This is a genomic window from Halorubrum sp. 48-1-W (assembly GCF_003287355.1).
GTDB lineage: Archaea > Halobacteriota > Halobacteria > Halobacteriales > Haloferacaceae > Halorubrum.
On the sequence record NZ_QMIM01000049.1, the window covers coordinates 1 to 16,650 of the forward strand.

Genomic DNA, 16,650 nt, shown 5'->3' on the forward strand with positions numbered 1-16,650 from the left:
CGACGAGGCTGGGGAGGCGTGAGGTGCGGGGCGGTTGCGGTTCGGGTGGGACTCAAAGGGGCAGTCGCGAGGCGGGCGCAGGTGACGTAAGGACCGCAGGGAGCGAGCATCGCGAGCGACCGAGGACCGCAGCGAACGTGCGCCCGCCTCGTGGCTGGGGCTTTGAACGTGTTCCCCGAAAGAGTGCTCACTGCTCTGTAGAGCCGAGCGACTGGGGATTTGGACGTGGTCCCCGAAGCCGCGCCCGCGACTCTGTAGAGCCGAACGACCGGGGCGTTGGACGTGGTCTCCGCGTCGGCAACGCCGTACAGCCACACTCCCGATCCTACTTCCCGAGCCTACGCCAACTCCGCGCGCAACGCCGCGTTCATCTCCTCGACCGGGGCGTCCTCGCCGGTCCAGCGCTCGAACGCCTCGACCCCCTGATACAGCAGCATCCACGCGCCCTCGACCGTCGTCGCGCCGGCGGCCGCGGCGTCCCGCAACAGCCGGGTCTCCGTCGGCGCGTAGACCGCGTCGAGCACGGCCAGGTCGCCGTGGAGCAGTCCCGCCGGAACCGGCGTCGCGTCCTCCTCCATCCCGACGCTCGTGGCGTTCACGAGCACGTCGGCAGTGGGCACCTGCGCGTCGAGGGTATCGAGCCCGCCGCCGGTCGCGTCCGGTACCTCCCCGGCGAGTTCGACCGCCCGCTCGGCCGTGCGATTGGCGACGTGGACGCTCGCACCCGCGTCGGCGAGCGCGAACGCCGCAGCCCGACCCGCGCCGCCAGCGCCGACGACGACCGCGTCACGCCCGTCGAGGGGCACGTCGTGGCGCTCGAACGACCGGGTCACGCCCGCGGCGTCCGTGTTGTAGCCGCGGGGTGTTTCACTCCCCTTCTCCCCGCCGTCGTCGGGGAAGACGACCGTGTTCACCGCGCCGATCCGTTCGGCGAGGGGGTCGGCGTCGACGGCAGCGAGCACGTCGCGTTTGAACGGGATGGTAACGTTGAGCCCCGCCACGCCCAGTGCGGCCGCGCCCTCGATCGCGCGTACGGCGTCGTCCGGCGCGGGCTCGAAGGTGACGTACCGTGCGTCGATGCCGAGCGCCTCGTAGCCCGCCTCGTGCATCGGCGGCGACAGCGAGTGGCCGACCGGGTTCCCGATCAGTCCGTAGACGTCCATACGCGTCCGGGCGACCCGAACGGACAAAAACCCGACCCACTCGCGGTCGGCCCGAAGCCGATCACTTGCCTTCGGCCCCGCCGTCGGCGTCGGTCTCGATGACCTCCTCCAACGTCTCGGTTCCCACGTCGCTCGCGAGCTTGACGCCGACGAGCGAGACGACGACGCCGGCGACGATGAACGCCGCCAGCCGCTGGGCGGGCGTGACGACGTAGCCGGCGACGACCGTCGGCGCGAGGAGCGCCTCCTGTTCGAGGAAGTAGCCGGCGAACCCGCGCACCACGAGCGTGACGGCGACGATCACGAACGGGAGGTTGAGGTACGGCGTCCGGATCCCCTCGTCGCGGATCAGTTCGTCGAGCAGGCGGCCGACCGCCGCGGTCACGCCCGCGACCGCGAGCCACGGCACGGCCGCGTAGGTGAACTCCATCGCCTGGACGGTCAGGAGCGCGTCGTCGAGGTCGCTGGCAGCCAACACGCCGAAGAACCCGCCGACCAGGGAGAGCCCGCCGGCGACGACGTACGTCACGACCGACACCTGCCCGGCGTACAGCGCCTCCCGCACCCGTTCGGGCATCCCCGCGACCAGCCGGTCGATCCCCAGCCCCTTGTACAGAAGCGCCGCGCCGAGCAGGCCGGCGACGCCGGCGATCGCGGCCTCGGCGGAGAACTGCACGAACAGGACGGGCAACAACAACAGCGCGATCCCGATCGGGACGAGCACGGTCGAGCGGAGCTGTTCGTCGGCGAGAAACTGTTTCAACAGGTAGTACGTCGACTCGATGTCGTGGGCCTGCCGGACCACGACGCGGTCGACGCCGTCGACGGGCATCCGCGACTCGACGATCGGGAGGACGCGCTCGTCCTCCGCGGAGTCGACGACGACGATGGCGGCGCTCGGGGCGTAGCGGTCGGCGAGGTCGTCCAGCTGTGCCGCGATCGACCGGTCCGCGCCGACCGGGCTCTCGCTTTCCGCCGAGACGACGGCCACGACCGCCTCCTCGCGCTCGTCGCGGAGGTCGCGGGCCACGCGGAGCGCCTCGAGCAGGCAGTTGACGCTGGCGTCCTCGGGGTCGGCGAGGCCCGCGTCGGTGACGAGCGAGCGGACGGCCTCCCAGCCGGCGACCGGCATCGGGACGTTCGTAGCCCGCCCGATCGTCCCCGAGCGGTCCACGCAGATGACCAGCGTCGTCACGAATGACCACACATCCCGCCGGAGTAAAAAGTCTCGCCGTCGCGGGGTGTCGAAATCGGCGACGGCTAGCGGAACTCGATCTCCACGTCGCGACCGTCGCCGGCGAACACGCTGGCGACGCCGTTACCGGCGGCGAACGCGACGCGCTCCGCGCCTATCCCGAGCCGTTCGACGAGCCCGCGCTCGGGTGAGAACTCCTTTATCTCGACGTCCTCGCCGATCTCCTCGGCGATACGGGCCTCCACGTCGTCCTGGACGCCGAGCTCGTCGACGAGCCCGAGGTCAAGCGCGTCGGGACCGAGGTAGACGCGCGCCTCCGTCCCGCGGATCGCGTCGGGGTCCATCCCCCGACCCTCGCTCACGGTCTCGACGAACTGCTCGTAGTAGCCGTCGATGAGCGACTGGAGGTACTCGCGTTCGTCCTCCTCGATCTCCCGGAGCGGCACCCCGGCGTCCTTGTACTCGCCGGCGGTGAACTGCTCGTAGGAGATGCCGAGTTTGTCGGCCAGCCCGGCCGCGTTCGGCCGCGAGCCGATCACGCCGATCGAGCCCACGAGGCTCCCGTCGCGGGCCCACAGCTCGTCACAGCCGCTGGCGATCCAGTAGCCGCCGGAGGCACACAGGTCCGTCGCGTACGCGACGGTCGGCCCGTCGAAGTCGGCGACCGCCCGCCGGATGTCGTCGCTGGGGACGACCTCCCCGCCGGGCGTGTTGAGCTCGACGAGCAGGGCCTCCACGTCCTCGTCGTCGTCGGCTGTCTCGACCTGCTCGACGACATCGTCGGCGGTCGTCCCTCCCGGTCCGGACAGCGGCGAGGGGCGGCCCGTGTCCCGCTTTATCGGCCCCGAGACCGACACCTTCGCGACGTTGTACTCCTCGGTATCGCCGAACCGGCCGCGGGTGAGCCGGGCCAGGAGTCGCCCGCCGGCGACGGTCGCCGCCGCGCCGAGCGCCGCGGCCACGAGGAGACCCGATCCGGTCGAACGTGCGTCGTCGTCCATACCGCCAGTTAGTGGGGAGCCGGTTTATGAGCGTCGGCGCGTGCCCGCGAGCGTCCCGGCGGGGCGCGAGCGGACCGCGCGAGGTCGGCGGCGCGAAGCGCCGACTGCTCGGAAATCTCCGATTTCCGGTGGAGGCGGCGGCCCGGAACAGCGTGCCCGCGACGGGCCGACCGCCGAGGTTGGGGAGGCGTGAGGTGCGGGGCTGTGCGGTCGGGCGGGCTTTGGTGGTGTTCTCCGAAATCAAATCGTCGAGGACCGGACTGTGGCCCTTCCGAAAGCTCACCGTCGGTCCGCCCTCCGGCGACCGAAACGACCATTCGGCGCCCGCACCACTCTCGCGTATGTACGTCGTCGTCAACGCGGCACAGAGCGTCGACGGGAAGCTCTCGACGCGCTGTCGGGAACAGCTTCGGATCTCTGGCGAGGAGGACTTCGACCGGGTCGACCGGATCCGGGCGGCCGCCGACGCGGTGTTGGTCGGCGTCGGGACCGTCCTCGCCGACGACCCCCACCTCACGCTCGACGAGGAGGCGCGCCGCGTCGAGCGGCTCCGGAACGGTCGCCCGGGCGACCCCGCGCGCGTCGTCGTCGATTCGACGGGGCGAACCCCGACCGACGCGCGGATCCTCGACGACGCGGCGACCACCTACCTGCTCGTGTCGACGTCGGCGACGCCCGAGCGCCGCGAGGAACTGGCCGAGGCGGGCGCGAAGGTGATCGTCGCCGGCGACGAGCGCGTCGACCTGGCGGAGGGGACGAGCGCGTTGGCCGGGGAGGGGATCGACCGGCTGATGGTCGAGGGAGGCGGTGAGGTGATCTACTCGTGTTTCGCTGCCGGGCTCGTCGACGAGCTTCAGGTGTACGTCGGGTCGCTCGTCGTGGGCGGCCGTGACGCGCCGACGCTGGCCGACGGCGACGGCTTCCTCGAGGGGTTCCCCCGGCTCGAGCTCGCCGGGATCGAACGCCTCGACGACGGGGTCGTTCTCTCGTACGACGTCGAGGGCTGAGGCGTACTCGGCGAGCGAGCCGACCGAGTGAGCCCGCGACCGACCCCACCCGACCGTGCTCGTCAACCCCACCCATGGGAACCAGTGGAACCCGCGAGATCGGTGGGTACACGGTCCGTGCTACCGACTTTCACACGAATTCACCGAAGTATTTATATGTCGTCCTACGGTACGTCGAGGTACCAGAACGCCTCCGGCGCTGGTAGGATCGCACGCTGAAATGAACGGGAGTTCTTATCAACGGCCCCACGCACGACGGCGAGCGGCCGCCACATCCGGAGCGGTGATGGAGAGATAAAAAATGGTAACGAAAGACGAAGTCATCGAACAGTACGACATCGAGCCGATGAACGAGGCGGACAACGTGGACCTTTCTGAAGACGACTTGGACAACGGGTCCAAAGGACAGCTCATCAAACGCGCCGGTCAGCTACGGGACCGACGCAACGAGCTGAACCAGATGGCCTCCGAGCGCGCCTCCAAGCGCGACGACCTCAACGCCAAGACCCGCGAGAAGGTCGACGAGGCCCAGGAACACCGCGAGAAGCGCGACGAGCTCAACGAGCAGGTCCAAGAACACAAGGACAAACGCAACGAGCTCAACGCGAAGGCCAACGAACTGTTCGACGAGGTCGAGGAGCTGAAAGGGGACATGGAGCTCGGCTCCGGCAAGTCCATCGAGGAGCTCAAAGAGGAGATCGAGGACCTCGAGTTCCGCCAGCAGACCGAAGTGCTCGACGCGGAGGACGAACGCGAGCTCATCGAGAAGATCGACGACAAACGCGAGAAGCTCGCCGAAAAGAAGGAGAAGGTCGACGACACCAGCGAGCTCGACGACCTCGTCGAGGAGGCCGAGGAGGTCCGCTCGGAGGCGTCGAAACACCACCAGAAGGTGACGGAGCTCGCGGACAAGGCCCAGGAGCACCACAACGACATGATCGAGGCCTACCGCGAGGCCGACGACATCCGTGACGAGGCCGACGAGATGCACGATCTCTTCGTCGAGGCCCAGGAGGCGGCCGACCGCCACCACGAAGACTTCGTCCGCGTCCAGAAGCGCCTGCGCGAGCTGGACAAGAAGGAGGAGGAGGAGCGCAAAGACGAGCGCGCCGAGAAACGCGAGGAGGAGAAGGAGGAGGCCGAGGAGATCTACCAGAAGTTCAAGGAGGGCGAGACCCTCGACACCGAGGACCTGATGAAGCTCCAGAAGACGGGGCTTCTCTAGGGACCGCCGGTTACGCTCGAGAAGCGGTTTTGCGGTTTTCGCGTACCGAGTACGGGGAGCGTCGCGACCGTGGGGAACGTCGCCCGCCCGGTGCTCGAACGGGCGACGACCGTCAGCTCATCAGTTCGCCGCCGTTCACGTTCAGCGTCTCGCCGGTGACGAACCCCGCGTCCCGGAGGTAGGCGGCCGCCTCGGCGATGTCCGCGGGCTGGCCGTAGCGGTCGACCGGGATCGCAGCCAGCTGTTCGCGCTCCTCCTCGGGCGTCCGGTCGCCGGTCATGTCCGTCTCGATGTGGCCGGGCGCGATCGCGTTCACCCGCACGTCCGGCGCGAAGTCGCCGGCGTGGCTGCGGGTGAGCGAGAGCAACGCCCCCTTCGAGGCGGCGTAGTGACACTCGATCGGCGCGCCCGTGTGCGCGAGGATGGAGGAGACGTTCGTCACCGACGGCCCGTCCGCGGACTCCCGCAGGAACGGGAGCGCCGCCTTCGTCACGTTGAACGCCGAGTTGACGTTCACGTCCATGACCCGGTCGAAGTCGTCCGGATCGAGGTCCTCGGTGTACACGTGCTGGTCGATCCCGGCGTTGTTGACGACGTGGTCGACGCCGTCGAAGGCGTCCACGGCGGCCTCTATCAGTCGGGTGGCGTCCTCGGGGTCGGAGACGTCGGCGCCGACGACGACCGCCTCGCGGCCCAGGTCCCGGACCTCGGCCGCGACCGACTCGGCGGCGTCCTCGCTCGTGTGGTAGTTGACGGCGACGTCGTAGCCGTCCCCGGCGAACCGAAGCGCTATCGCCCGACCGATCCCCCGCGACGAGCCCGTCACGACTACAGCTGGCATGTCTCTCCGGTCCGGGCCGACCGACTTCGTCCTTCCGGACCCGGCGAAAGAAGAGCGGAGAGACGCCTCACGGGACGCGTCCCACCGTCACCTCGAAGGGGACGATCTCGACGCGCTCGTACTCGCGCTCGCGCATCGCTGTGACCGTCTCCCGGCCCATCTCGCGCCAGCGCCGGCGGAGGTCGTCGTACGCTGTCGGCGACAACACAGCCCGGAGCTCCTCGCGGTGGTCGTCGAGCCCCGCGCCGGACGCCTTCCGGACAGCGGACTCGAGGGCGGGTTCGGCGTACGGCGGGGCCGTCCGCTTCTCGTGGAGGTACCGGCGCGTCCGGACGTCGACGAGGCCGGCGTCCGCGAACAGCGACTCGACGCGGTCGCCGAGGGCCACGTCGGTGTCCACGCCCGCGAGGTACGCCTCCCGCACCTCCCGCTCGAGGTCGGCCTCCCGCTCGACCGTCGAGGAAACGGCCACGTCGGCGTTGTTCGGCTCCACGGCTGTGACGAGGTCCGCGGAGACCCGCGCGAGCTCCCGCACCGCCCGCGCCGGCTCCGGCAGGTTGATGAGAAGCGCCTGACACGCCGCGAGGTCGACGGCGTCCGCACGGAACGGCAGGCGGGTCGCGTCGCCGGCGACGTAGGACGCGGACGTCCCCTCGCGGGCGACGTCGAGCAGGCTCGTGTCCGCGTCGATGCCGACCACGGTCGCGTCCGGTCCGACCTCCTCGGCGAGCACGCGGGTGAACTCGCCCGTGCCGCAGCCGACGTCGAGGACGCGCTCGCGGTCGGGAAGCGAGCAGTCCGCGAGCGCCTCGCGCCCGTCCGCCCACATCCCCTCGCGGGTGTGCGCGAGGTAGTCGGCCGAGAACCGTCTCACGCCGTCCCGTTCGCAGTGGCGAGGATTAAACGGCAGGATCCGAGCCGACCGAGACGGGAGTGGGAGCAGTTCAGCTACCCGACCCGAACCCGACGAGGTCGGCGAGCAGGGCCGTGGTGACGCCCGCACAGAAGCCGACGAACGCGCTGGAGACGCCGCGGATCAGGAACGAGCCCGTGAGTTCGGCGACCCACGCACTGCCGTCGACGCCCGGCGCTCCGATCGCGCCCGTGACCGCGAGGAACGAACCGAGGACGACGACCGGGATGACCCCGACCGCCAGACAGGCCGGTCCGCCACAGCGGGCGTACGCGCCGACGGCCGCGATAGGCGCGGGCGCGTGAACGACCAGCACCGGGAGCGTCCGCGACGAGAGCGTCTCCAGCGGGCGGAGATCCACCGCGCTCGCGACGAGGGTCGCCGCCGTCACCGCCGCCACGGCGACGGAGAACCCGACCACGAGCCCGATCGCTCGCTCGCGCCGACCGCCGAACAGCAACGCTTTCGTGGCAGTCATGGGTCACGCTCACACACCGGACGGTATTAAAAACGCGTCAGACGGGCGTCCCTCGCGTCCTCACTCGTGACGGAGTTGCCGGACGCGCTCGATGTTCCACGCGAAGCTCTTGCCGTCCTCGGTCGGCGTCTCCAGCACGAACGGGAGGTCCGCGAGGTCGGGGTGGTTGACGATCCGCTCCATCCCTTCCTCGCCGATGAGCCCCTCGCCGACGTGGGCGTGTTCGTCCTTGTGGGTGCCGCAGGCGTGTTTCGAGTCGTTGAGGTGGAGACACGTCAGGTGCTCGAGGCCCACCACCTCGTCGAACTCCGCGACGGCCTCGTCGACCGCCTCGGCCGTCGAGAGGTCGTAGCCCGCCGCGAACGCGTGGGCGGTGTCGACACAGACGTCGACGTCGGTCGCCGTCCGGTCGATGACGCCCGCGAGGTGCTCGAACTCGCCACCGAGTTTCGTGCCAGCGCCCGCATCGCTCTCGACGAGGATCGTCACGCCCTCGGGGACGTCGACGTCGTCGATGACGCTCGCCGCGTTGTCGAGGCCGCCCTCGACGCCCGCGCCGGTGTGGGCCCCGAGGTGAACGTTCACGTACGGGATCCCCAGCGCCGCGGCAGCGTCGACCTCCCGTTGCATCGACTCGAGGGACTTCTCGCGGAGTCCCTCCTTCGGCGTACAGAGGTTCACGAGGTAGGAAGTGTGGATCACCCACGGGCCGTCCAGATCGCGCTCCGTGTACTCGCGGAACTGTGTTGCCTCCTCCTCGTCGAGGTTCGGGTCCTGCCACACCTGCGGGGAGTGGGTGAAGATCTGCCCGCAGTTGCCGCCGAACTGCGTCTGTCTGAACACCGCGTTCGCGATGTTCCCGTGCGGGGGCGTCTCGGGATCGTTCGATGCTCGAGACGTGGAAATGGAGACGTGCGCGCCGACTTTCAGGCTCATACCGGGAGGTATGTCGGGGGAACCGAAAGCCGCTTCGGAACGGGGTGGTCGGTTCGCCGTGGAGGGTCGGTTCGTGACCGCCATCGCGCGCGATCGAACACCACTACTCCCGGCCGTCCGGCACTACTCCCGGTCGTTCGGACGAGACCGAACCCAGTCGTCGGCGCGGTACCGCTCCTCGACGAGTTCGTGTGCGCGCTCGAGTTCGGCGTCGGCCCACGATCCCTCCCGGTCGAACGAGCCGGCACCTTCCTGACCGGTCCCGGCTTCGACCCACGCCGCGAGCGACGCCTCGACCGCCGTGACCGCGTCCTCGCGGTCCACGTCGGCCAGTTCGTCCATCCCCACGACGCGCTCGCGGAACGTCTCCGGCTCCACCGGCGGGTCCGCGAAGGCGTCGAGGTGTGCCTCGGCGTCGACCGAGAAGGAGAGCGAGCCGTGCTGGACGACCGCGTCGCGGGTGCGGTACTGCGCGTTGCCCGCGATCTTCCGTCCCACAGCCACCACGTCGTGAGCCGGGTGGAGTTCGCGGAGGTAACACGCGGGGTGGTACAGCTCCGGAACCGCCTCCCCGACGTAGTCGGCGTCGATCCCGAGCCGGGCGAACGCGTCGAGTATCGGCTCACAAAGCAGGTGGTAGGCGTCGAGGAGCTTCCCGGGGACGTCGTCGGCCGGCACGGCGATCGAGTACGCGACATCGCCGTGGGAGTCGTGGCGGATCCCGCCGCCGCCGGTACGCCTCCGGGTGACGTCGACGCCCGCGCGCTCGCAGGCCGCCCAGTCGACCGTGTCGGGGTCCTGTCCGTACCCGAGCGTGAGACAGCTCGGCTCCCAGCGGTACGTCCGGACGGTGGCGGGCCCGCCCTCGCTCGCCGTCTCGCCCGCGACCTCGTCGAGCGCCATCTGCATCGGCCCCGATCGACGCTCCTCGCGGATCAGCCGCCAGTCGCCCTCCGGCGCGGTCATATTCCCCCTCGGCGCGGCGGTCCGAAAGCGGTTGCGTTCGCGGTACGCCGGGCGCTCACTGCGGGCACACTCGACTGCCGTACTGAACGGTTCGCTCGACTCGCGACCAAAGACACAGGTACGCGCTCGTACCGATCACGAAAGGGTATGCCGAAATCAGCTCCATCGCCTCCCGTGCCCGGCCCGCATTGGTTACGGTAACTAGGGCTCAGCGGATATAAACTGCCGTAGTACGGTTCTCGAAAAGGAGAACTGTACGACCGCTCTTTTTACTCCATGGACAAGCACAGCTATGTCCTTGACGGCGCTTCCCGGCGCTCTGAGCCCAGGATTGACGTTCCTGCTCTCGCCGGAACTCGCGAGCCGTGCGCAGTTCGGCTGGACGATCAGCGTTCACATCGTTTTCGCCTCCCTCTCGGTCGGGCTGGCACCGTTCATCGTCTACTTCACTTGGAAAGACGTTCGGACCGACGGCGAGCAGTTCACACGCCTGCGGTCGTTCTGGGTGAAGGTGTTCGCCGCCGGGTTCGTCATGGGGACGGTTACTGGAATCCCGATGAGCTTCCAGTTCGGAACGAACTTCCCCCAGTTCGCCGAGGTGGCTGGAGAGCTGATCGGCGGGCCGCTCGCGTTCGAAGCGAAGATGGCGTTCTTCCTCGAGGCCGTCTTCCTCGGAGTGTTGCTGTTCGGTCGGGAACGCGTTAGCGACCGGACCTACGTCCTCTCGTCGGTACTGGTAGGAGTCGGGGCGTGGCTATCGGCCTTCTGGATCCTGATCGTCAACGCCTGGATGCAGACCCCACGGGGCTACGAGATGGTCATGCGTAACGGTATGGAGGTCGCGAAGCTAACCGACCCGCTTGCTGCGTTCTTCACGCCACGGATGACGTGGATGTATGTCCACATGGTCAACGCGTCGGTGATATCCGTCGCGCTACTGGTCGCCGGCGTTTCGGCGTACATCGTCTGGAAAAAGCGCGACGCGGCAACGTGGAACACCGCGCTGCGGCTGGCCGTGTTGGTCCTGCTCGTCACCGCACCGTTACAGGCGGTCCACGGCGACGCGTACGGCCGTCACGTCGCGGAGACGCAACCGCAGAAGTTCGCGGCTATGGAAGCCCATTACGAGACCGGTACGGCCGACTTACACCTGCTCGCGTTCCCGAAGGGCGTCGACGCGATAACCGATCCGAAAGCGGAGAACCTCCTTACTGTGAGTCTCCCGGGCGTCGGGTCGTTCCTTGCCAGCGGAGGTGATTTCGACGCCGAGGTGCTTGGATTACACGAGTACGAGGAGAACCCCCCCGTAGCGATGGTGTTCTGGTCGTTCCGGTTCATGGTCGGGCTCGGGTTCCTGTTCATCGGGCTGGCGCTGTGGGGCGGGTATCTCGTTTACAACGGACGCCTCTCGGAGAGCGATCGGTTCTTAAAAACGACGATCGCCGCGTCGCCGCTCGGCTACGCGGCATTGCTCACAGGGTGGTACGTCACCGAGATCGGTCGACAACCGTGGGTCATACAAGGTGAGCTCAAAACTAGTGAGGCCGTCTCGTCGACGTTGACCGGAATGGAAGCGACTCTGACGCTCGTTGGGTTCGTCGTCATCTACGTCGGATTGATCTCGGTGGCTCTCTATGTGCTACGGTGGCTGGTCAGAGACGAACTTCGCGAACTCGGCGTCAGGGTATCGGACGACGACCGCTGGTACGGACCGGTTCCAAAGGTGACCCGTGATGACTGATCCGTTGTTGCTTGTCGACGCGTATCTCGTCGACGCGCTCCCCGAGATCTGGTTCGGCGTCGTCATGTTCGCGCTGGCGATGTACCTAACCCTCGACGGGTTCGACTTCGGGATCGGGATGCTGTATGCGACTCGCGACGACGAACACGAGAAAGAGACGTTCTTGACGGCGTTCGGTCCGGTTTGGGACGCGAACGAGGTGTGGGTCGTCGCCTTTGGAACGATGCTGCTAGCGGCGTTCCCGGGGGTGTACTCCCGAGTGTTGGCCGACCACTACCTCCTCTCGATCGGCTTCGTGCTCGCGTTGCTCTTCCGCGGGCTCGGCCCGGAAATGCGCGAACAGCGCGACGACGAGCGGTGGAAGCGGTACTGGGATTACTCCTTTGTCGGTGGGAGCTTCCTCGCGCCGTTGCTGTTCGGTACTCTCGCGGGTCGGTGGGTCTTCGACGCGCCGACGCTGTCGCTGCCGGCACTGCTGACCGGTGTCGGTCTCGTCACCGTCTCGGTCGTCACCGGGGCGGCCTTTCTGACGGCTAAAACCGGGTCACAGTTGGCTCTCGACCTACGCAGGTACGGAATCGTCGCGACGCTGGCGTACTTGATCGGGGTCGTCGCGCTGCTGACGACTGTCGTGGTGACTGACACAGGAGGTGCTGCCGATACGGTTCTCTCGCTTCCTGGAGGTGTGGTCGTCGTCCTGTCGGTTATTACAGCGGGAGCCGGAAGTGTTCTCGCCCTGCGCGGCGAGTACCGTGCTTGGCTGGCGAGCGCGCTCGCACTTCCTGCGCTGTTGAGCCTGCTGGTCGCACTCCTGTTGTACCCGACCATCTATCCGCCAACCGGTTTGACGGTTCGAGAAGCGGTTGTCTCACCGCTAGCGTTGAACCTCGTGACGATCCTCGGATTTCCGGCGCTTCTCCTCGTGTTGTGGTACTTCAAATTCCTCTACGGTGTCTTTAGCGGTCCGGTCGAGGGTGGTGGATACGAAACCTGAACGCAAACTAGTCGTCAACGACGTACAGATACATCGCGCAGACAACGAGCACCGCCTCGGCGGCCTTCGTGATAACTGCCAGTGGATTAATACTCCCTTGCATGTAGAACGCTTCGACACCCCACCCCTGTACCGGAAAGAGCGCGAGAATCGTGACAAGTGAGTACAGTGCCGCCACCAAAAACAGGTCTCTCCGCCAGTACTTCGTTAGATATGCCACCACACCGACGAGGAACCCTAAGCCGTTGAGGACGAACAGCACGCCGAGTGTTTGACTAAACTGGATCGCGTTTGTCGCAGCGACTAGGTGCAATACTCCGGTAACGAGTGCCATCACGATAGCGATGTACCCGACAGCGTTGTCGGGTCCACTGAACGTCGATACGGTACCAGTTGTGGATGTCGAACCCATGAATACACTGTTCTGCTCGGACTTCCATACAAATAGTGGTACGATTATCGAACGAAACGACGTCGTTATATCACTGAATTGACGACCCCAGCGTGTTGCCCGCTGTACACTCGCCCTGCTTGAGGACACCGGGTCTATCGGTTCCGAAGGACTTCAGAACCTCCCCGATCGGAGAGTCGACCACGCCATCGTTCGGCGTTCGTCGCGGTCGCCAGCCGTAGAGGGTCCTCACTCGACGTCGACCGGCCGTCCAGCCGCGGCGCTGTCCGCGAGCGCGTCGATGACCCGCATGTTCGCGACGACCTCCGAGCCGTCGGTGCGCGGCCTGGAGCCGGCGGCGACGCAATCGGCGAAGTACTCCATCTCCAGCCGGTACTGGTCGACCGCGACCCAGCCGTTCGCCGCGTCGATCCGGTATCGCTGGACGAGCCGCGTGTCGAACCCCGACGCCACCCGTGCCGACAGCCCGTCCGCGTACTCGAGGACCCCGGCGAGTTCCGTATCGACGCCAGCGTCGCGCGTGTCACCGACGTGCGCGTACGCCCGGTCCGGAAACGCCGAGCACCGCCCGGGCGGGCGACACAGGGTAACCAGCCGACGTCCATCAGCGACCCGCCGGCGAGATCCGGGTCGGGCCGCACGTCGTCCGGGCGGCCGTACAGCGGGAACCGGAACGTCGACGTCACCGTCCGCACGTCCGCCAGCTCCGCGGAGACCAGTTCGAGCACACGCTCCGTCCGCGGGTGGTACCGGTACATGAACCCCTCCATCAGGGTGACTTCCCGGTCGCGGCAGTGATCGGTCACCTCACGCGCCTCGGCGGCGTCGACGGCGGGCGGTTTCTCACAGAGCACGTCCAGGCCGGCGTTCGCCGCGCGTTTCGTCCACTCGGCGTGGAGCCCGTTCGGTAACGGAACGTACACGGCGTCGATCCTGTCATCTTCCAGTAACGCCCCGTAGGACCCGTAGCTCCGCGGAATCGAGTGATTCTCCGCGAACCGCGTCGCCCGTTCCGGATCGCGGGAGGCGACGGCGACCACCTCGTGTTCGCTCGCGCGGCTCGCCGGGAGCACCGCCTTCCGTGCGATCCCCGCCGTCCCGAGGACGCCGGTGTCGAGCCGGTCGGTCATGTCGGATCCCCCGCTCGTCGCGTCGTCCCAGTGGCGGCCGTCCCGAGTGTGTCGGTGCCTCCCGTGGTGTCTCCGCCAGCGTCGTCCATACGGGGCCGTCCCCGCGAAGTGTCATGGTGTTTGGGGCGGTCCCGTCGGTATCGACGACCGTTGCCGGGCCGTTCAGTTCCCGACCGATCCGCAGTATCACGGCCGACGGACGAGTGTCGAACGAGCCACGGTCGTACCTCGATCGAGTGGATACCGGACGGTCCGGTGGAGCGGTCCACGACGAAACGACGGTACACGACAGGAGTCAGACGCCGAAACCGCGGGAACACAAACGGATAGGTGACGGACTTCGTCCAGGCAGTCCGCCCTATGTCTCCATTTCGAACTCGAACCGTGCGCCACCGTCCGTTCCCGTGGTCACGGACAGCTCCCAGCCGTGAGCTTCCACGATCCGGTTTACGATCGTCAACCCGAAACCCGTGCCACCACGGGCCGACGAATGGCCCGGTTCGAGGACTGCTTCCCGCTCGTCCGGCGGGATCCCTGGCCCATCGTCTTCGACGTAGATCCCCCGTTCGCCGGTCCGTCCGACACGAACGGTCACGTTCGGCCCACCGTGTTCGACGGCGTTCCGGAAGAGATTCTCGAACACGTGTCGCAACCGGTCGGGGTCGCCCTGGAAAGTCATCTCGTCGGCGATCTCGATGGTCGCGTTTTCCGTGTCTACCGTCGCCCAGCACTTCCCGACGATGTCGGTCAAACCGATCGACTCCGTCTCGTCGATCGTTTCGCCCTGACGAGCGAGCGTCAACGTGTCATCGACGATAGCTTCCATCCGATCGAGCGCTTGTAGAAGCGGATCGAGGTGTTCGCTTTCCGATCGCTCGGCGAGGAGCGTCGCACGACCCTGCGCGATGTTGAGTGGATTACGCAGGTCGTGTGAAATGACGCTCGCGAACTCGTCGAGTCGTTCGTTTTGCCGACGCAACCGCCGCTCCCGTTCGACGCGAGCGGTCACGTTCCGAGTGACCCCAATGAGGCGGGTTATCTTGTCATCGGTGACGGCCGGCGCGAGCTTCGTTTGCCAGAAGCGTGCCCCCTCCTCGACCCGCAACTCCTCTTGATAGGAGATCGGTTCGCCGGCGTCGACACAGCGGCGGTAGTTCGCCTCGAGTGCCGCCCCCTGCTCGTCACCGAACACGTCTCGTGGCGTCCGACCCCGGACTTCCTCGGTCGTGATACCGGTTTGTCGCTCATAAGACGGACTGAGCCGTTCGAACTCGAACAGGAGGTCGTCATCGTCCGGCCGTCTAACGTTTAGAAAAAAGATCGCGTCCTCCACGTTGTTCAACAGGGCTTCGTACTCCTCGGCGAGTTCCCGAATTTCGATCTCGTACTCTTTTCGCTCGGTGATATCCCGACTACAGAGGAGGATCCCGTCGATCAGGCCGTCGTCGAGTCGATTCCGCATCGTGGCCTCGATCCATCGCCACGATCCGTCAGCAGCCCGGAATCTTACTTCGACGGTCACAGGTTCGGACGGGTTCGAGAGAACGGTCTCGACTGCCTCGGCGTTTCGCGGTCGATCGTCGGGATGGACGAACTCGTATCCCTCGTGGCCGATCAACTCGTCGGGATCGTACCCGAGAATGCGTGTGACGGCCGGACTGACGTAGGTTATCGTCCCGTCAGCATCGACGACCGTCGCGAGATCGTTCACTTCCTCGACGAGTGTCCGATACGGAACGGATCCCCGCGTATCAGCCTCCTGCGGAGCCACACGGTCTTCCATTAGTGACTGTATGAACCGTGTGTATTAAAACAACTTCTACACCCCCGACGGACAGGGTTCGGTCACCTTCCCGTTAGTGTGGTCGTTCATGAGCGCTGAGTCGGTGTCGAGCCGCTGACCCTGATCCCGTGTGCGGTAACTGTCGTCGCGACTGCGGACGGAACCGACCACAGCGTCTCAGCGGGTACCTCCGTCCCGTCGATCACGAGACAGACGAGTTCTCCTCGCCCACGGCGTGCCGCGATCATAAATTCGAAGCGACGCGATCGGGCGTCGACCGCCGACACCCGAACCGTCGAGAGACCGTTCGCGCTCTCCCACGTCGTCGTGTCGACGACACTGAGATCCCCTGCTGGCGTGACGGCCGACGAGCCGCAGGCTGGACAGGACCCGTCGTGCGGCGTCGCCCCGAGGTATCCGTAGTCAGTGTCACACGCGAAGCAGTGTTCCATATTCGCCGTCAGCGACGGTCAAGGACCGTCTCTGCGATGTTCGCTTGACTGGAACACGCCGGACAAGCGACGACGTCACCACCGTCTAACCCGAACACGGTCACGAACCGCTGTGAGACGTGCCCCCCGCAGTGTGTACACTCCGGCATCGGATCACCCGAGTGAACCTTCCATTTCGAGTTCGACGAGCCGGTTCAACTCGACGGCGTACTCGATCGGCAGCTCTTCTGTGATCGGCTCGATGAACCCGGAGACGATCATCTGTTTCGCGTCGTCGTCGTCCAGCCCGCGCGACTGGAGGTAGAAGATGTCCTCGTCGCCGATCTTCCCCACCGTCGCCTCGTGGGCCACGTCCACTTTCGACTCGTTGATCTCCATGTACGGCATCGTGTCCGACGTCGACTCGTTGTCGA

Annotated in this window: 16 protein-coding genes and 1 pseudogene; 4 read left to right on the forward strand and 13 right to left on the reverse strand. The window is 66.8% G+C overall.

Features of this window, described 5'->3' with window-relative positions:
• Positions 1-338: 338 nt before the first annotated feature.
• The 3 genes from DQW50_RS16920 to sppA form a co-directional block, all read right to left on the reverse strand.
• The gene (locus DQW50_RS16920) at positions 339-1,163 is read right to left on the reverse strand and encodes a shikimate dehydrogenase (protein ID WP_112080435.1); all 825 of its coding nucleotides are present in this window, start codon (positions 1,161-1,163) and stop codon (positions 339-341) included.
• A gap of 61 nt (positions 1,164-1,224) precedes the next feature.
• Positions 1,225-2,358 carry a DUF373 family protein gene (locus DQW50_RS16925; protein WP_112080436.1) on the reverse strand — a complete coding sequence of 378 codons (1,134 nt, stop codon included), beginning with the start codon at positions 2,356-2,358 and terminating at the stop codon, positions 1,225-1,227.
• Positions 2,359-2,423: 65 nt separating this feature from the next.
• Entirely contained in the window at positions 2,424-3,359 is a 936-nt protein-coding gene (sppA, locus tag DQW50_RS16930) for a signal peptide peptidase SppA (RefSeq protein WP_112080437.1), read from the reverse strand.
• A gap of 341 nt (positions 3,360-3,700) precedes the next feature.
• Here sppA and DQW50_RS16935 point away from each other — a divergent pair, with 341 nt between their 5' ends.
• Positions 3,701-4,366 carry a 2,5-diamino-6-(ribosylamino)-4(3H)-pyrimidinone 5'-phosphate reductase gene (locus DQW50_RS16935; RefSeq protein WP_112080438.1) on the forward strand — a complete coding sequence of 222 codons (666 nt, stop codon included), beginning with the start codon at positions 3,701-3,703 and terminating at the stop codon, positions 4,364-4,366.
• 301 nt (positions 4,367-4,667) lie between these two features.
• On the forward strand, positions 4,668-5,591 hold the full coding sequence (locus tag DQW50_RS16940; RefSeq protein ID WP_112080439.1) for a coiled-coil protein: 924 nt from the start codon (positions 4,668-4,670) through the stop codon (positions 5,589-5,591).
• Between the two features lie 112 nt (positions 5,592-5,703).
• Here the strand turns inward: DQW50_RS16940 and DQW50_RS16945 are convergent, their stop codons facing one another.
• From DQW50_RS16945 to DQW50_RS16965, 5 genes are all read right to left on the reverse strand, one after another.
• Positions 5,704-6,432 (reverse strand): 3-oxoacyl-ACP reductase family protein, encoded by a 729-nt coding sequence (locus DQW50_RS16945; protein WP_112080440.1) that lies wholly within the window; start codon positions 6,430-6,432, stop codon positions 5,704-5,706.
• A 67-nt stretch (positions 6,433-6,499) separates the two neighbouring features.
• Positions 6,500-7,306, reverse strand: coding sequence for a methyltransferase domain-containing protein (locus DQW50_RS16950; RefSeq protein WP_112080441.1), 807 nt, complete (start codon positions 7,304-7,306; stop codon positions 6,500-6,502).
• 70 nt (positions 7,307-7,376) lie between these two features.
• The gene (locus DQW50_RS16955) at positions 7,377-7,823 is read right to left on the reverse strand and encodes a hypothetical protein (RefSeq protein ID WP_112080442.1); all 447 of its coding nucleotides are present in this window, start codon (positions 7,821-7,823) and stop codon (positions 7,377-7,379) included.
• A gap of 60 nt (positions 7,824-7,883) precedes the next feature.
• Complete coding sequence (locus DQW50_RS16960) at positions 7,884-8,759, reverse strand: deoxyribonuclease IV (RefSeq protein ID WP_112080443.1); 876 nt, start codon at positions 8,757-8,759, stop codon at positions 7,884-7,886.
• Positions 8,760-8,882: 123 nt separating this feature from the next.
• Positions 8,883-9,725, reverse strand: coding sequence for a biotin/lipoate A/B protein ligase family protein (locus DQW50_RS16965; RefSeq protein WP_112080444.1), 843 nt, complete (start codon positions 9,723-9,725; stop codon positions 8,883-8,885).
• A 292-nt stretch (positions 9,726-10,017) separates the two neighbouring features.
• Here DQW50_RS16965 and DQW50_RS16970 point away from each other — a divergent pair, with 292 nt between their 5' ends.
• The gene (locus DQW50_RS16970) at positions 10,018-11,466 is read left to right on the forward strand and encodes a cytochrome ubiquinol oxidase subunit I (RefSeq protein WP_112080445.1); all 1,449 of its coding nucleotides are present in this window, start codon (positions 10,018-10,020) and stop codon (positions 11,464-11,466) included.
• On the forward strand, positions 11,459-12,460 hold the full coding sequence (locus tag DQW50_RS16975) for a cytochrome d ubiquinol oxidase subunit II (protein ID WP_112080446.1): 1,002 nt from the start codon (positions 11,459-11,461) through the stop codon (positions 12,458-12,460). The genes DQW50_RS16970 and DQW50_RS16975 overlap by 8 nt, the downstream gene beginning before the upstream one ends.
• Positions 12,461-12,467: 7 nt before the next feature.
• On the opposite strand, the gene DQW50_RS16980 is transcribed toward DQW50_RS16975, so the two are convergent.
• The 5 genes and pseudogenes from DQW50_RS16980 to DQW50_RS17000 form a co-directional block, all read right to left on the reverse strand.
• Positions 12,468-12,872: a hypothetical protein gene (locus tag DQW50_RS16980; RefSeq protein WP_112080447.1), complete on the reverse strand. Its 405-nt coding sequence runs from the start codon at positions 12,870-12,872 to the stop codon at positions 12,468-12,470.
• A gap of 228 nt (positions 12,873-13,100) precedes the next feature.
• Positions 13,101-14,002 (reverse strand): annotated as a pseudogene (locus DQW50_RS16985) (Gfo/Idh/MocA family protein).
• A 358-nt stretch (positions 14,003-14,360) separates the two neighbouring features.
• On the reverse strand, positions 14,361-15,785 hold the full coding sequence (locus DQW50_RS16990) for a PAS domain S-box protein (RefSeq protein ID WP_112080448.1): 1,425 nt from the start codon (positions 15,783-15,785) through the stop codon (positions 14,361-14,363).
• Between the two features lie 86 nt (positions 15,786-15,871).
• Complete coding sequence (locus DQW50_RS16995) at positions 15,872-16,237, reverse strand: hypothetical protein (RefSeq protein ID WP_112080449.1); 366 nt, start codon at positions 16,235-16,237, stop codon at positions 15,872-15,874.
• Between the two features lie 153 nt (positions 16,238-16,390).
• A partial coding sequence (locus tag DQW50_RS17000) for a SufD family Fe-S cluster assembly protein (protein WP_198664651.1) occupies positions 16,391-16,650 on the reverse strand: 260 nt, incomplete at its 5' end.

Excerpts from the sequence above, each read along its gene's own strand:
- DQW50_RS16965 (WP_112080444.1), bottom strand. The coding sequence starts at position 9,725 with ATGACCGCGCCGGAGGGCGACTGGCGGCTGATCCGCGAGGAGCGTCGA.
- sppA (WP_112080437.1), bottom strand. The coding sequence starts at position 3,359 with ATGGACGACGACGCACGTTCGACCGGATCGGGTCTCCTCGTGGCCGCG.
- DQW50_RS16980 (WP_112080447.1), bottom strand. The coding sequence starts at position 12,872 with ATGGGTTCGACATCCACAACTGGTACCGTATCGACGTTCAGTGGACCC.
- DQW50_RS16995 (WP_112080449.1), bottom strand. The coding sequence starts at position 16,237 with ATGGAACACTGCTTCGCGTGTGACACTGACTACGGATACCTCGGGGCG.
- DQW50_RS16945 (WP_112080440.1), bottom strand. The coding sequence starts at position 6,432 with ATGCCAGCTGTAGTCGTGACGGGCTCGTCGCGGGGGATCGGTCGGGCG.
- DQW50_RS16990 (WP_112080448.1), bottom strand. The coding sequence starts at position 15,785 with ATGGAAGACCGTGTGGCTCCGCAGGAGGCTGATACGCGGGGATCCGTT.
- DQW50_RS16920 (WP_112080435.1), bottom strand. The coding sequence starts at position 1,163 with ATGGACGTCTACGGACTGATCGGGAACCCGGTCGGCCACTCGCTGTCG.
- DQW50_RS16955 (WP_112080442.1), bottom strand. The coding sequence starts at position 7,823 with ATGACTGCCACGAAAGCGTTGCTGTTCGGCGGTCGGCGCGAGCGAGCG.
- DQW50_RS16975 (WP_112080446.1), top strand. The coding sequence starts at position 11,459 with ATGACTGATCCGTTGTTGCTTGTCGACGCGTATCTCGTCGACGCGCTC.
- DQW50_RS16960 (WP_112080443.1), bottom strand. The coding sequence starts at position 8,759 with ATGAGCCTGAAAGTCGGCGCGCACGTCTCCATTTCCACGTCTCGAGCA.
- DQW50_RS16935 (WP_112080438.1), top strand. The coding sequence starts at position 3,701 with ATGTACGTCGTCGTCAACGCGGCACAGAGCGTCGACGGGAAGCTCTCG.
- DQW50_RS16970 (WP_112080445.1), top strand. The coding sequence starts at position 10,018 with ATGTCCTTGACGGCGCTTCCCGGCGCTCTGAGCCCAGGATTGACGTTC.
- DQW50_RS16940 (WP_112080439.1), top strand. The coding sequence starts at position 4,668 with ATGGTAACGAAAGACGAAGTCATCGAACAGTACGACATCGAGCCGATG.